Annotated in this window: 15 protein-coding genes; 4 read left to right on the forward strand and 11 right to left on the reverse strand. The window is 77.1% G+C overall.

From position 1 onward, the window contains the following. Positions 1-8 precede the first annotated feature (8 nt). Positions 9-980 carry a LacI family DNA-binding transcriptional regulator gene (locus tag AC3WT4_RS06925; RefSeq protein ID WP_492315082.1) on the reverse strand — a complete coding sequence of 324 codons (972 nt, stop codon included), beginning with the start codon at positions 978-980 and terminating at the stop codon, positions 9-11. A gap of 160 nt (positions 981-1,140) precedes the next feature. Continuing rightward, a complete protein-coding gene (locus tag AC3WT4_RS06930; protein WP_492315083.1) occupies positions 1,141-1,659 on the reverse strand; it encodes a VanZ family protein in 519 nt (172 codons plus the stop codon). A 55-nt stretch (positions 1,660-1,714) separates the two neighbouring features. Between AC3WT4_RS06930 and AC3WT4_RS06935 the strand changes: the two genes are divergently transcribed. After that, entirely contained in the window at positions 1,715-2,572 is an 858-nt protein-coding gene (locus AC3WT4_RS06935; protein ID WP_257418394.1) for an MBL fold metallo-hydrolase, read from the forward strand. A gap of 62 nt (positions 2,573-2,634) precedes the next feature. Here AC3WT4_RS06935 and AC3WT4_RS06940 read toward each other — a convergent pair whose 3' ends face one another. Then, a complete protein-coding gene (locus tag AC3WT4_RS06940; protein ID WP_492315084.1) occupies positions 2,635-4,383 on the reverse strand; it encodes a SpoIIE family protein phosphatase in 1,749 nt (582 codons plus the stop codon). Positions 4,384-4,485: 102 nt separating this feature from the next. Between AC3WT4_RS06940 and AC3WT4_RS06945 the strand changes: the two genes are divergently transcribed. Together AC3WT4_RS06945 and AC3WT4_RS06950 are read left to right on the forward strand one after the other, a co-directional pair. Continuing rightward, positions 4,486-5,223, forward strand: coding sequence for an aminoglycoside phosphotransferase family protein (locus AC3WT4_RS06945; protein ID WP_492315085.1), 738 nt, complete (start codon positions 4,486-4,488; stop codon positions 5,221-5,223). Positions 5,224-5,380: 157 nt separating this feature from the next. Further along, positions 5,381-5,767, forward strand: a complete 387-nt coding sequence (locus AC3WT4_RS06950; protein WP_255180107.1) for a hypothetical protein — start codon at positions 5,381-5,383, stop codon at positions 5,765-5,767. 52 nt (positions 5,768-5,819) lie between these two features. Here AC3WT4_RS06950 and AC3WT4_RS06955 read toward each other — a convergent pair whose 3' ends face one another. Next, positions 5,820-6,473 carry a LysE/ArgO family amino acid transporter gene (locus tag AC3WT4_RS06955; RefSeq protein WP_492315086.1) on the reverse strand — a complete coding sequence of 218 codons (654 nt, stop codon included), beginning with the start codon at positions 6,471-6,473 and terminating at the stop codon, positions 5,820-5,822. Between the two features lie 69 nt (positions 6,474-6,542). On the opposite strand from AC3WT4_RS06955, the gene AC3WT4_RS06960 reads away from it, so the two are divergent. Continuing rightward, positions 6,543-7,457, forward strand: a complete 915-nt coding sequence (locus AC3WT4_RS06960; RefSeq protein WP_492315087.1) for a LysR family transcriptional regulator ArgP — start codon at positions 6,543-6,545, stop codon at positions 7,455-7,457. 25 nt (positions 7,458-7,482) lie between these two features. Here the strand turns inward: AC3WT4_RS06960 and AC3WT4_RS06965 are convergent, their stop codons facing one another. The 7 genes from AC3WT4_RS06965 to AC3WT4_RS06995 form a co-directional block, all read right to left on the reverse strand. Continuing rightward, positions 7,483-7,830 (reverse strand): STAS domain-containing protein, encoded by a 348-nt coding sequence (locus tag AC3WT4_RS06965; protein ID WP_143031064.1) that lies wholly within the window; start codon positions 7,828-7,830, stop codon positions 7,483-7,485. 45 nt (positions 7,831-7,875) lie between these two features. Beyond that, on the reverse strand, positions 7,876-8,139 hold the full coding sequence (locus AC3WT4_RS06970) for a GlsB/YeaQ/YmgE family stress response membrane protein (RefSeq protein WP_009863124.1): 264 nt from the start codon (positions 8,137-8,139) through the stop codon (positions 7,876-7,878). A gap of 148 nt (positions 8,140-8,287) precedes the next feature. After that, positions 8,288-9,730, reverse strand: coding sequence for a condensation domain-containing protein (locus AC3WT4_RS06975; RefSeq protein WP_492315088.1), 1,443 nt, complete (start codon positions 9,728-9,730; stop codon positions 8,288-8,290). Next, on the reverse strand, positions 9,727-10,431 hold the full coding sequence (locus AC3WT4_RS06980) for a 4'-phosphopantetheinyl transferase family protein (protein WP_492315089.1): 705 nt from the start codon (positions 10,429-10,431) through the stop codon (positions 9,727-9,729). The genes AC3WT4_RS06975 and AC3WT4_RS06980 overlap by 4 nt, the downstream gene beginning before the upstream one ends. Further along, on the reverse strand, positions 10,428-11,126 hold the full coding sequence (locus tag AC3WT4_RS06985; RefSeq protein WP_492315090.1) for an HAD-IA family hydrolase: 699 nt from the start codon (positions 11,124-11,126) through the stop codon (positions 10,428-10,430). Before AC3WT4_RS06985 ends, AC3WT4_RS06980 begins: the two co-directional genes overlap by 4 nt. Then, entirely contained in the window at positions 11,123-12,928 is a 1,806-nt protein-coding gene (locus AC3WT4_RS06990; RefSeq protein ID WP_492315091.1) for a hypothetical protein, read from the reverse strand. Before AC3WT4_RS06990 ends, AC3WT4_RS06985 begins: the two co-directional genes overlap by 4 nt. Next, a complete protein-coding gene (locus AC3WT4_RS06995) occupies positions 12,925-14,355 on the reverse strand; it encodes an MATE family efflux transporter (RefSeq protein WP_492315092.1) in 1,431 nt (476 codons plus the stop codon). The genes AC3WT4_RS06990 and AC3WT4_RS06995 overlap by 4 nt, the downstream gene beginning before the upstream one ends. Positions 14,356-14,365 lie beyond the last annotated feature (10 nt).

The following is a 14,365-nucleotide window of genomic DNA, read 5'->3' on the forward strand; positions in this document are numbered from 1 at the left end:
CGGCCGGGTCAGGCGCTCGTGCGCCGCACGACGACGGACGGGAACGTCCGCTCGTCGTCGTGCCGCCGTCCGAGCAGGGCCGCGGTCGCGGCGGCCGCGATGCGCTCCACCGGGTGCGTGGCGGTCGTCAGGCCGGGACCGGCCTGCTCGGCGAACGGCTGGTCGTCGAACCCGGTGACCGCGACGTCGTCGGGCACGCGGACGCCGTCCTCCGCGAGCGCGCGCATCGCGCCCACGGCGAGGGTATCGCTCATCGCGACGAGGGCGTCGATCCCGGGCCAGCGCCGTCGCGCCTCGCGCGCGGCCTCCGCGCCGGCGAACCACGAGAGGTCGGCCGCGACGACGCGCGCGGGGACCCCGGCCGCCCGGACCACGCTCTCGTAGGCCTCGACGGCACGCCGCGACCCGGGCAGCCAGCCCGGCCCCGTGAGCATGACGACGTCGCGCCGCCCGTCCGCGAGCACGTGCTCGACGAGCGCGGCGATCCCGGCGGCGGCGTCGACGTCGTAGGAGGGGACGCGGCCGTCCGCGGGGCCGATCGCCGCGACGCGCGGGACGAGCTCGCGCGGGACGCTCGCGAGCACGTCCGCCGAGTAGTCGACGAGCAGCACGCCGCCCACGCCGGGGTCGCGCGCGAGGCGGTGCAGCTCCTCCTGCGGGTCGCGGCCGAGCCAGCGCAGGGCCACCCCGACGCCCTGGGTGTCCGCGGTGCGGCTCGCCGCCGCGACGACGCGCGCGACGTAGGGGTCGGCGAGCAGGTCCGCCGACGGCGACCCGACCGCGACCACGACGCGCTCGCCCCGACCGCTCGCGAGCGCACGTGCTCCCGGGTGCGGCACGTAGCCCAGCTCGTCGACCGCGGCGAGCACGGCGCGGCGCGCCTCGTCCGAGACGGGGCCCGTCCCGCGCACGACGCGCGACGCCGTCGACCGCGACACGCGCGCGGCGGCCGCGACGTCGTCGAGCGTGGTGGTCGGCATGGCGTACTCCCGGCGTGGTCCTGTCGGCGGTGACGGGCGACGCGCCCGGACCACCACGCTAACCCGGGGAGCACGCTCCGTGGAAGCGCTCCCACACCGTGTCCGTCCTCAGGTCCTGCGCCCGGGCGCCCGGGCCCGACCGGGCGCTCGGCCGCGACCGTCAGGACGCGCGGGTCGCGGGCACGCGGTCGTCGTCCGTCGTGCGCGACCGTCGCGCGGCGAGACCCAGCGCGACGACGGCGATCCCCGCGCCGACGAGCGCGCCGATCGAGTTGGAGAGCAAGTCGTTCGTGTCGCACGACCGGCCCAGCGCCGGGACGAGCGCCTGGAACACCTCGACGAGCGCCGACGCGACGACCCCGCCCAGCAGCGCGACGAGCGGCCGGCGGAGCAGCAGCGCCGCGAGGAGGACCGGCGGCACGAACAGCACGACGTTCGCGAACAGCTCGACCCGGGCCGGCGTCGGCAGGACCCAGCTCACCGTGCAGACGGCGTACAGCTCGCGGTCGACCGGCACGAGCGTCAGCAGGAGCAGCGGCACGAGGGACAGCGCGAGCAGCGCGCCGGTGAGGCGGCGGCGCCCGACGAGCCACGAGCCCACGAACGGGCCGACGACGACAAGGGCCGCGAGCGCGAGCGGCGACATCCAGGGGTGCGCGACGAGGAGCGTGGAGATCATGGGGGCGACAGTCTCTCAGGAGACGCGTGTCGGCGGGGCACGGTAGACCTGTGCCATGACGACGACGCCCGCGCCCTCCCCCGACCCGACCCCGGACGCGGGCTGGTGGATCTGCCGCACGTGCGCGGTCGAGCACGCCGAGCGACCGGCGGTGTGCGCGATCTGCGCCGACGAGCGCCAGTGGGTGCCCGCGACGGGCCAGGCGTGGACCACGCTCGCCGAGCTCGCCGCGGCGGGCGAACGCCTCGTCCTGGAGGAGCTCGAGCCGGACCTCTTCGGCCTGACGAGCTCGCCGAGCGTCGGCATCGGGCAGCAGGCCAAGATCGTGCGCACCCCGGCGGGCACCCTCCTGTGGGACCCGCCCGGCTACGTGGACGACGCCGCCGTCGAGCAGGTGCGCGCGCTCGGCCCGGTCGTCGCGATCGCCGCGAGCCACCCCCACATGTTCGGCGTGCAGGTCGAGTGGAGCCGTGCGCTCGGCGACGTCCCCGTGCTCGTCGCCGAGGCGGACGCGCACTGGGTCGCGCGGCCGGACCGGGTCGTCGAGACGTGGACCGGCGAGCGCGAGGTGCTGCCGGGCGTCGTGCTCTCGCAGCCGGGCGGCCACTTCCCCGGGAGCGCCGTCGTGCACTGGGCCGCCGGCGCCGACGGTCGGGGCGTGCTGCTCTCGGGCGACACGATCTTCGCCAACCCCGACCGCACGTCGGTGAGCTTCATGCGGTCCTACCCCAACCGCATCCCGCTCTCTGCGGCCGTCGTGCTGCGGGTCGCCGAGCGCGTGGCGCGGCGCCCGTTCGAGCGGCTCTACAACAACTTCGAGGGCGTGATCCCCGCCGACGCCCGCGCGGTCGTGCTCCGCTCCGCGCAGCGGCACGCCGCGTGGGTCCGCGGCGACTACGACCACCTCACTTGACGTGGGTCGACGCCGCGCCGCCGTCCGCACGCGTCGACGTCACGCCCTGACCGCGGCGGACGTCAGACCGCGACGGCCACCGGCGCGCCCGACGCGTCGCGGCGCACGGCCGCCGCCTGCGGTCCGGTGCGGAGCGCGACGAGCGCGACGTCGTCTTCGGCGTCGCCGGGGAGGACCTGGGAGAGCGCCGTCCGCACCACGTCGTCGAGGCTCGCGCCCGCCAGGCCCCGCAGCGCGTCGGCGAGCGCCGCGACGTCGTCCCGGATGCTGTGCCCGCGGCGCTCCACCAGCCCGTCCGTGTACAGGACGAGGGTGTCGTCGGTGCCGAGCTCGACGGTGTGGTCGTGCCGGCCCGCGCCCGGGCGCAGCCCGAGCGGGAGGTCGTTGCGCACGGTGAGCACCTCGACCGCGCCGTCCGCGCGGACGACGACCGGGGGCAGGTGGCCCGCGCTGGACCAGCGGACGGTCCGCACGCCGCGGGAGCGCTCGTCGTCGCTCTGCTCGATGCGGGCGACGACGGCGGTCGCCACGGCGTTGATCCCCAGGGCGAGGCCGTCGATCGCGGCGTCGACGCGCTCGAGGAGGCGGGCCGGGGTCGCGCCGCTGTCGTAGCCGATGGCGCGCACCAGGCCGCGCAGCTGGCCCATCGTCGCGGCGGCGCCCAGGTCGTGCCCGACGACGTCGCCGATGACCAGGGTCGTCACGCCGTCGGACGCCACGAACGCGTCGTACCAGTCACCACCGATGTCGCGGTCGTGGGTCGCGGGCTGGTAGTGCACCGCGACCTCGAGGTCCTCGGGCTGCGGCGGCTCGGTGAGCACCGCCTGCTGGAGCACGAGCGCGAGCTCGCGGGCGCGCGCCGTCTCCTCCTCCGACCGCTCCGCCCGACGGCGCAGCTCGTCCAGGGTCGTGCGCATCCGCGCGGCGTCGCGCAGCGCCGCACCGATGGTCGTGGCGAGACCGGTGAGGTAGCGCGCGTAGTCGTCGTCCCACGGGCGGCCGGGCGCCGCCTGGAGGACCAGCACGCCCGCGGCGCCCCGCGGGCTCGCGTCCCGCAGGGGCTTCACGACGCGGCCCGCCGCGACCTCGCGCTGCCCGGTGGTGAGGGTGCGCCCGACGGCGTCGGCCTCCGTCGCGTCGGCCGCGTGGCCCGCCTCCAGGAGCACGCGCGGGCGCGGACCGTCGATGGCGTAGAACGCGACGCGTGCGACGTCGGCGCTGCGGGCGAGCACCTCGACCACCGGCCGGGCGAACGCGGCGAGGCTGCCCGCCGTCGTCGGCAGGACGGCGTGCAGCTCCCCGAGCGTGAGCAGGCGGCGCTGGTTCACGACCTCCCGGGTCGTCTCCGTCACGATGTCGAGGACGCCCGCGATCTGTCCGTCGTCGTCGACGAGGGGACTGTAGGAGAACGTGAAGTAGGTCTCCTCGTCGAAGCCGGAGCGGTTCATCACGAGGGGCATGTCCTCGCTCCAGGTGGCGCGGCCCTCGGTGAGCACCGCGTCGAACAGCGGCTCGACGTCGTCCCAGATCTCCGGCCACACCGCACGGACCGGCGCCCCGAGCGCGCTCGGGTGCTTGTCGGTGCCGAGGAGGTCCCGGTACCCGTCGTTGTAGAGGAGCGTCAGCTCCGGACCCCACACGAGCATCGCGGGGAACCGGGTGGAGAAGCACAGCCGCACCGCGTGGCGGAGGGCGACCGGCCAGGTCTCGGGCTCCCCCAGCGGGGTGTCCGCCCACGCGACCTCGCGAGCGAGGCGACCGACGTCGCTGCCCGACGTCGCCTCGTCAAACCAGCTCGCGTCCGCGTTCACCTCCGCATCGTAGTGGGCTGCGTCGTCGGCCCGGCGCCTGGGCGCTCGTCGGAGACCGTTAATCGCTGTGCCCGGCTCGGTCCACCGAGCAGGATCGGGGCCATGGAGGACACGACGACCGAGCAGGAGCTCACCGGCGGCAACGTGAACGACGTCGTGCGGCGCGGGGACACCGTGCGGCGCTCGGCGGGCCCGTGGACGCCGACCGTCCAGGCGCTGCTGGCCTGGGTGCGCGCGCAGGGCGTGTCGTTCGTGCCCGCGCCGCTCGGGCTCGACGAGCAGGGCCGCGAGGTGCTCGGCTGGATCCCCGGCGAGACGGGCGGCTGGCCCGTCCCCGACTGGGTGTGGACGCCCGCGGCGCGCGAGCAGGCGGCGGAGATGCTGCGCCGGGTGCACGACGCCTCGGTCGGTTTCGCTCCCCCGGCCGCGGTGTGGCGCTCGCCGGTGCGCGAGCCGGCCGAGGTCGTGTGCCTCAACGACGTCGCGCCCTACAACATGGTGCACGACGGCGACCAGGTCGTCGGGTTCATCGACGTCGACATGGCGGCGCCCGGGCCGCGCGCGTGGGACCTCGCCTACCTGGCCTACCGGATGTGCGGCTGGTGCGAGGACATGCCGGCGCCCGCGGACGTGCGTCCCGAGGAGCGGCTGGCCCATCTGCTGGAGGCGTACGGGCCGGACGCGGCGCCGGGGGTCGCCGTCGTGCTCTGGACGATGCGCGAGCGCCTGCTCGACCTCGCGGACTGGACCGAGGAGCGCGCCCGGACGACGGGCCGCGACGACCTGCGGGAGCACGCCGCGCTCTACCGCCGGGACGCCGAGCGGCTGCCGCGGGGGTGAGGGGGTGGTTGCCGGTGCCGCACCAGCAGGGGGCAGAGATGCGGCACCGGCTGCTCCTCACGCTAGACGCGAACTGGACAAGCGTCCAGTAGCAGCAGCGGGTGAAGTTGACCTAGGTCCCTTCCGCTGACAGCGCTTTCCGCTGAAGATGTGGCCCATGGGGCTGAACTGGGGGAACACCGGACCGGACGAGTACGAGGCGCACGCACCCGAGGGCGCGTACCGCATCGTCGCGCGCGGCACGGAGTGGTGCCTCGAGAAGCCGTACCCGACGCCGGGCCGCATCGGGGGCTTCCCGTCGACCGCCGAGGCCATGGCCTGGGGCGACGACCTGCACCTCGCCGCGAGCGGGCCGCGCGTCCGCACGCCGCAGCCCACGTGGCCGACCGTCGACGAGTTCGCGCGCGTCGTCGACGTCCAGCCGACGGTCCTGCGCTCGTGGATCGCGGTGCACGCCGGCGGCTCGACGAGCCCTCGCCGCCGCATCGACCCGGCGACCCAGCAGCGCATCCGCACGTTCTACCAGCTCGACCCCACGCCCTGACGCCGTCGCCCCACCGCCTCGTGCGCCGTGCCGCGGCCTGCACCCCGACCGTTCAGCCGCCCAGCAGCAGGGACACGCCGATCGTCGCCATGACCAGGGCGATCGCGCCGTCGAGCACCCGCCACGCCCCGGGCCGGGCGAAGACCGGCGCGAGCAGCCGCGCCCCGAAGCCGAGCGCGGTGAACCAGACGACGCTCGCCACCATCGCCCCGGCACCGAACAGCCACCGGGCGGCGTCGGCGCCTCCGGCCGTCGCCCCGCCCGCGTGGGCGGCGGCGTAGCCCGCGGCGAGCGACCCCAGCAGCAGGACGGTGTCGAGGTACACGTGCGGGTTGAGCCACGTGAGGGCGAGCGACGTGCCCACCGCCGACCGCGCCGACGTCACCCCCGCGCCCGCCGCCGGGTCCAGGCCGCCGGGCCGCAGCGCGCGTCGGGCGGCGAGCGCCGCGAGCGCCAGGAGGAACGCGGCGCCACCCCACCGCACGACGGTGAGGAGCACGGGCGCGCCCGTCACGAGCGCGCCGAGGCCGGCCGTCCCGGCCGCGATGAGCACGAGGTCCGAGAGCGCGCAGACGAGGACGACGGGCAGCACGTGCTCGCGCCGGAGCCCTTGGCGCAGCACGAACGCGTTCTGCGCACCGATCGCGACGATGAGGGACAGCCCGGCGGCGAGGCCGGCGGCGAGGGGCGCGAGGAGAGCGAGCACCCCTCGACGGTAAGGACCGTGCACGCGTGAAGTACAGCGACAGATTCTGCAGAACCGTAAGATCCGCTCATGGTGGACCTGCAGCCCGACCAGCTTCGCGCGCTCGAGGCGATCGCCGCGACCGGCACGTTCGACGCCGCGGCGCGCCGTCTCGGTGTCACGCCGTCGGCCGTGAGCCAGCGCATGCGCGCGCTGGAGTCCGCCGTCGGCCAGGTGCTCGTGCGGCGGGGCAAGCCCGCCGAGCTGACCGCGCCCGGGCGGGTGCTCGTGCGCCACGCACGCCATCTCGCGCTGCAGCAGGCGGACGTGCTCGCGGAGCTGGGCGTCCGGCGGGGCGCGGAGGACGCGGGCGACCCGGCCGCGCTGCCGGAGATCACGCTCGTCGTCTCCGGGGACGCCCTCACGACGTGGGCGCTGCCCGCCCTGGCCGAGGCGGCGGGATGGGCACGGCTGGAGGTGCTGCGCGAGGACGAGGAGCACTCGATCGGGCTCCTGCGCGACGGGACGGCGGTGGCTGCGGTGACGTCGGTCGCGGACGCGGTGCCGGGCTGCCGGTCGACCCTCCTGGGCCGGATGCGGTACCGGCCCTGCGCGAGCCCGGCGTTCATCGAGCGCTGGTTCCCGGACGGCCCGACGGCCGCGGCGCTGTCCCGGGCGCCCGTCCTCGCGTTCGACCGCAAGGACGACCTCCAGGAGCGCTACCTGCGGCTCCGGGCGGAGGAGGTCGGCACAGCGCTCGAGCCGCCGCGCCACTACGTCCCCGCCTCGAACGAGTTCCGCCGGGCCGTCGAGCTCGGCATGGGCTGGGGGATGCTGCCCGACCTGCAGAGCGCCCGTGCCGAGCGGGCCGGGCGCCTCGTCGGCTTCGACGACGCGCGGGCGATGGAGGTTCCGCAGCACTGGCAGCAGTGGCGGCTGCACTCCGCCTCGCTCGACCGGCTCGCGACGGCTGTCGCACGCGCGGCGCGCGACGCGCTGGGATAGCACGTCGCGCGCCGCGGGCGGTCGGTCAGCCGGCCAGCGCGCCGGCCGGTTCGTCGGGCGGGGGCACCTCGTCGGGGCCGACGATCTCGACGAGGTCGAGCGCGTGGCTGAACTCCAGGATCTCGAGCACCTGGGGCGGGACACCGAGGAGCCGCGGTCGCGACTCCTCGGTCACCTTCATGAGGAGCAGGTGCAGGCCGGACGAGTCCATGAACGTCACGGCCGAGAGGTCGACCGTCTTGGGGCGGCCGTCGATCGTGGCGGCGAGCCGTGCCTTGACCTCGTGGGTGACGGCGAAGTCGATCTGGCCCCACATCACCCAGCGACGGCCACCGTCCTCGACGCGGACTCCCCCGGTGCCAGTGCTCCCCACGACGCTCCCGTCCCCGACGTCACCGACGGTGCGCCGTGCGCACGGTCAGCCCCGGTTGTTCCGGGTGACCGCACCGTACACGCCGAGCGTGATGAGCGAGCCCAGGATGGCGAGGAGCCAGGTGCGGAAGTCGCCCAGGTCGCCCAGCGAGGTCCCGAAGAACACCGAGCCGAGCCACCCACCGAGCAGCGCGCCCAGGATGCCCAGCAGGATCGTGATGATCACCGATCCGGTCTGCTTGCCCGGCAGGACGGCACGGGCGATGAGACCGGCCACGAGACCGAGGACGATGTACGCGATCCAACCCATGAGTTCTCCTCCGATACGTCGGTTTCCCCCTGCGGACGTGAACACTCCCAGGGTCCAGCACTCCTCGCACGCGCTGGCGCCACCTCAGCCGCACCACGTTGCGGACGTCACACCGCCCGACGCGCGGGCGAGCCCCTCGGTACGCCGGTCACGGAGCGCGTGGGGTGGCGGCCCGAGGGTCGCGTCGAGGCGCCGAGGGGGTCGGGGCCCGGGAGGCCGCCAGGACCGTGCGCTCGACGTCCCGCACCACGGACTCCGCGGTCGTGTCGTCGAGGCGTCCGGCGTCCGCCGTCAGCACCACGTCGACGCCGCCGTCCGGGGCGTCCACGAGGTGCAGCGTGAGCGTGACGCCGCCCTGCTCGTCGGACGCGTCGGCGCGCACCAGCCGCCGCCACCGCGTGGGCCGCGCCCGCAACGTCCGGTCGGGCCCGGTGCCGCGCCGGTCGTTGTACCAGCAGGTCCCGTCGTGCGCGGTCGTCGGGTCGGCGGCGGCCTCGCGCCGGAGCAGATCCTTGTCGTAGCAGGCCGAGCGGTACGCCGTCATCGCGGCCCGCCAGACGCGCGGCCCGACCTCCTCGAACGGGGCGTCGAGACCGTCGACGTGGAGCAACCCCTCCATCGCGGTCGTCACGACGGCGCCCGCGAGCGCCGGCCGGAACCGGTTGCTCACCATGACCTGGAGCGCGAGGTCGTCCCGGCCTGCGGCGGCGGCCAGCGCCCGGCACGACGCCGCGAGCAGCACCGAGGACGTGCTCGTGCGCCACCGCGCGGCGACGAGCTCGGCGGCGGGACCGAGCCGCATCGACCGCAGGACGGTCTGCCGGTAGCGCGGCCGCGCGCCGACGACCGTGCCTCCCGCGCCCCCGCCCTCCGTCCCCTCGTCTCCTGCGCCCTCGCGGGCGGTGCTCCCGCCGCCGGTGGTCCCGCCGTCGGGGCTCTTCCGCGGGAAGACCTCGACGGGCGCCGCCCGCATCGTGCGCAGGGTGCGCGCGCGGGCGGCGGCGTCGTGCCGTCGGCCCTCGTCCGACGTCTGCCAGGCCGCCTCGTCGAGCGGCGTCCACGCGGTCCGCTCCGGCGGGGCGGTCCCCGCGGCGAGGGCCGTGAGGTCGGCGTCGAGCACGGGCAGGCCCCACCCGTCGAGGGCGGTGTGCGCGACGACGAGCACCGTGTGGTGCACCGCGCCGTCGACGGTCACGAGACCGGCTCGCACGGGCAGGTCCGTCGCGTAGTCGAACGCCCGGCCCCAGAGCTCGTGGCGCATCCGTGCGCCGCGCACGGCGACGGCGTCGAGGTCGTCGACCCGCTCCTCGACGACCTCCACCTCCCCGGCGCCGCAGAGCTCCTGGACGAAGTCGCCGCCCCGTGCGTGGATCCGGGTCCGCAGGGAGTCGTGCCGCTCGACGAGCGCCCGCACGACCTCGACCGCCGCGGCGACGGGCAGCGGACGGTCGAGCGGACCACCCCAGACGAGGTTGAACTGGTGGTCCTGCGGCACGAGCGCGGCGAGCGCCCGCCGGATGGCCGTCTGTCCCCACGTGGCGGGCCCCTCGCCCGTCGGGCCACGGACCTCGACCCGGTGCACGACCCTCATCGGACCCCCTCCACCACGGCGGCCGGCTGCGGGACCCGGACCGTGCGGAGCCGGTCGCGCTGCTCACCCGGCCACGTCCGGACGCGGCACGCGTGCGGGCGCGCACCGGGCGTCGCGCACGCGGCGACGGCGCCGCCCGGGGCCGGCACGTCGGTCACCCACCACTCGTGCCCGCACCACGCGCCGCCGTCGGCCCGCACGAGCCCGGGGGTCGTGACGTCGAGCCCGAGCACGTCGAGCAGGCGCCCGCCGACCGCCTTGACGCACGCCTCCAGGCGCGCGAGGCGCCGCCAGTCGTCGGCGGCTCCCGCGGTCCGGCCAGCGGGGGCGAGGTAGCGCGCCGCGACGCGGGCCACGTCGACGCGGGGGTCGCGCACCTGCACGTCGACGCCCACGTCGGCGACGGCGAGCGCGACGAGCGCGTGCCCCCCGCTCCGGCTGAGGTTCCACCGCTGCCCGACGACGGGTCCCGGCTTCCCGTGCAGCCCCACCTCCCACCGGACGTCCGCCGGTGAGAGCCCCGTGCGGCGCGCGAGGATCGTCCGGGCGGCGACGTGGGCGTGCACGTAGCGGGACGCGTCGACGCCGGACACGAACCGCGCGGACCGCGCGCGCTCGGCCGGCCCGAGGAGGGTCTCGCCGCCCGGCACGGGGACCGTCGTGTCGACGGACCAGACCTCGACCTCGAGGGCACCGCTCACGCCACGACCTCCAGCCCGGCCACCCGCAGAGCGCGGTCGACCCGCACGACGACCTCCAGCCCGTCGCGCAGCGGCTGTGCCGCCACCGGCCGCAGGTCCGGCACGCGGTGGTGCGCCCCCGGCACGGGCTCCGGCCCGACGGCGAGCACCGCCGCCGTCGCCCCGCGCCCCGCCGCCACGCCCGCCGCCGAGTCCTCGAGCACGAGGCACCGCCGTGGGTCGACGTCGAGCAGCCCGGCCCCGGCGCGGAAACCCTCGGGGTCGGGCTTCCCGCGCGTCACGTCCTCCGAGCACACGAGGCGCCCCGGCACCGGCAGCCCGGCCGCCGTGAGGCGCGCGAGCGCGACCTCGCGCGCCGCCGACGTCACGACGGTCCACGTGCGCGGGTCCAGCCCGGCCAGCAGGTCGGCCGCGCCCGGCACGGCGACGACGCCCTCCGTGTCGTCGCACGAGAGGCGGTGCAGCCACGCGACCTCGCGCGCGACGTCGGCGCCCGGCGCGACGAGGCGGACGACCTCGACGTCGCGCCGCCCGTGGGACGCGGCGACGACGGCCGCGCCGTCGAGCCCGAGGCGCGCGGCCCACGCGAGCGTGTGGCGCTCGATCGCGGCGGACGAGTCGACGAGCGTGCCGTCGAGGTCGAGCAGCAGCGCGTCCCCGCGCCACCGCCACCCCCCTGCCGGGCCGCCGCTCACAGCAGCTCCGCCGCGCGCGCGGACCGCGCCGCGGCGTACCGGTCGGCGTACTCCTGCGCGGCACCCGTCGCGTGCTGGAGCCCGAGCAGCGCGCGGCTCCGGCGGCCGAGCGGCTCTCCCACCGCCCGGGCGACGACGGGGAGGCCGGACGCCTCGTCCACCAGCGCCACGAGGAGGTCGGCGGCGTCGAGCCGCTCCTCCCCCGTGGCCGACGCGCGGTGAGCCGTCCACAGCCCGCGCGAGACGTGCCGTCCGCCCGGCACCAGGCCGAGGAGCCCGCGCACCTCCAGCCGCTCGCACGCAAGGACCTCGACCGTCGCCCGGGTGCCCGTGGCGTCCCGCTCGACGGCGGTCGCCACGGCGTGCTCGGCCGCGCCGTCGAGGTCGGCGTGCGCGGCGAGGTCGGCGACGGCGTGCGCGGCCTGCGCGCCGCACGTCACGCAGTCGTGCACGACGACCCGGACCGGCACCGCGGGACCGGCCGCGCGGCAGACGACGGCCGCGTCCCGCTCGGCCAGGAGCCGCACCGCGTCGAGCGCGGCCGGGTCGAGCCGGTCGTCGCGCGCGCCGGGGCCGGGCTGGGCGGGACCCGCAGGGGACGCGCCGCCCGCCGTGGCGTCCCGCGCCGTGGTCGCCCACGCCGCGCCTGCGGCGAGCGCGTCGAGACCGAACGCGACGAGCTCGTCCACCCGACCCTCGGGGCGGTCGGCGGGGAGCAGCCCCGCGAGCACCCACGTCCGGACCGCGGCCACGCGGTGCGCCGTCGTCCCCGGGCCGGCGGGCGGCGGCCAGTCCGTGCGCGCGACGTCGGACCCGAGCAGCCAGCACGCCGCGCCGAGCTCGACGAGCGCCGCGGGGGCGACACCCCCGAGCTCCGGGCAGACCCCGGCGGCGAGCGCCGCGACGTCGTGCGCGACGACCGCCGGGTCGACGCCGAGCCACCCCGCCCAGGCGTCCCAGCCCCACCCGAACGGGTGCTCGAGCGGCTCGCCCGCTGCCGGACGCAGGACGCGCAGCGTGCAGCGCGACCGGTCGAGCGTCACGGCGACAGGCCGCAGGGTCGCCGGGACGCGCGCCGGCGTGCGCTCCGGACCGGGACGGTCCCACGCGTCCGGGTCGACGGCGTCGCCCGCCGGGACGGTGGCGTGGCGGGAGCCGTGCGCGTCGTTGCCCGCGAGGCTGGGGCCGTCGCCGTGCTCGATCAGGTGCGGCAGCGTCGCGACGACCGGGTATCCCGCGCGTGCGCAGAACGTCACGACGGCCTCGTCGTCGTCGCGCGCGTCGTCGGGCAGGGTCGCGAGGTGCGCGGCGAGGCGTCGGGCGCCGTCGGCGGGGAGCACGAGGCCGAGGGTCGGCACCCACTCGTCGTGGCCCAGCGGCGCCCAGGCCTGGCCCGCGGCCGCGGCGGCGCGCACGAGGTAGGCGTTGCGCGGGCTGTTCCAGTTCGAGTACAGCGCCACGGCGTGCCGCGGCCGGGCCCGCACCGCCCGCCGGACGAGCTCGGCGAAGCCCGCGACGGGCGCGACGTCGTCCTGAAGCACGAGGTGGTGCGTCGCACCCGGCGCGACGGCGGCCCAGGCGCGCTTGGCGGTGCGCAGCGGGCTGGGCGGACCGTCCGGGTCGGGGTCCTCGACGACGCGGACGTCCAGCGGCGCGCACGCGCGCACGAGGCCGGACACGTCGCCCCGCGCCGGGTGGTGCATGACGACGACGCTCAGCACCGGGTCGCGGCCCGCGCCGCCCGCCGCAGCCGTTCCCGGCCCGGGCTCCCCGGCGTGCGCGACCGCCGCTCCGGCCGTCACGGCGTCCCCTGCCCCACCCGGCTGCCCGCGCGTCGTCGCACGAGGTGCACCGCGACGGGGAGCAGGACGGCCAGCCCGAGGACGTTCGTCACCGCGATCGTCGCGTACAGCGCGGTCGGCCCGCCGCCCGACCGCGCGAGCGCCCCGCCGACCCCGAGCGAGACCGCGTGGTAGAGCACGTTGAGCGTCACGGCGACGCGCCCGTAGCCGAGCTGCTCGAGCAGCGTCACGAGGTACAGCACGAGGCCGACGCCCGCGTACGACGGCCCGACGACCCGCAGGTACAGCGCCGCCTGCGCGGCGACCTCGGGGTCGGCGGAGAGCTGCCCCGCGAGGAGGGGCGCCGCCGCGAGGACGAGGCCGCCCACGACGACGTACGTCCCCGCGACCACGACCGTCCCGGCGCGGAACGTGCGCGGCAGGAGGCCGAGCGCGCCCGCACCCCACTGCTGGTTCATGACGATGCTCACCGCGGCCGCGAGGCCGATGGCCGGCACGACGACGAGCGTCTGCACCGTCGCGGCGCCGCCGAACCCGGCGACGACGGCGGTCCCCGACGGACCGAGCACCCACACCATGACGAGGTTCGTCACGGTGAGCAGGAGATAGGACAGGCCGACCGGCAGGCCGACGCCGAGGAGGAGCGCGCGCACGTCGACGCCCCGGTGGTCCGCCGCGCCCGGTCGCGCGACGCCGGGCATCGGCCGTCCCGGAGCCGGGAGGAGGCGCGCGCGCACGAGGAGGGCCCACGCGACGCCCGCGCCCACGAGGGTCGACCCGGCGATCGCGACCGGGACGGCGAGGACGCCGAACCCGCCGACCAGCCCGACGAGCCACACGACGAGCACCTGGAGCCCTGCGACGAGCAGCGCGACGGTCGCCGACGCGCCCGTGCGGCCCCAGCCGCGCAGCGCGGCGGCCGCCACCGCCGTCGGCACGGACAGGACGCTCGCGAGCACCGTCCAGCGCGCGAACGCCACGAACTCCGCGACGAGCGGGCCCGGCACCGAGAGCACGGTCGCGAGCGCCGGGGCGGCGAGGACGACGAGCAGCGCCACGGCGCCGAGCACCGCGGCGCCCGCGCCCACGAACCGGCCCAGGAGCGCCGTCGTCGCGGACGTCGGCGCGTCGTCCTCGTCGCGCGCGCCGCGCAGGCGCGCGAACCCGACCTGCGTCGAGACGTCGAGGCCCTCCTGGACCGCGAGGACGAGGAACGTCACGGGGATGAACAGCGCGCGCACGTACAGGGCGTCGTCGCCCATGTGGCCGAGCAGCGCCGCCACGACGAGCTGCGCGAGGGCTCCGACGACGAGCGCGGCGCAGATCGGGCCCGCGAGCCGCAGGACGCGACGACGCAGCTCCGCGACCGACGCGACCGACGGGACCGACGGGACCGACGGGACCGACGCGTCCGTCGGGGCGCCCACCGCGCGCGAG

The organism is Cellulosimicrobium sp. EB106-03-01-XG111, from assembly GCF_058792115.1.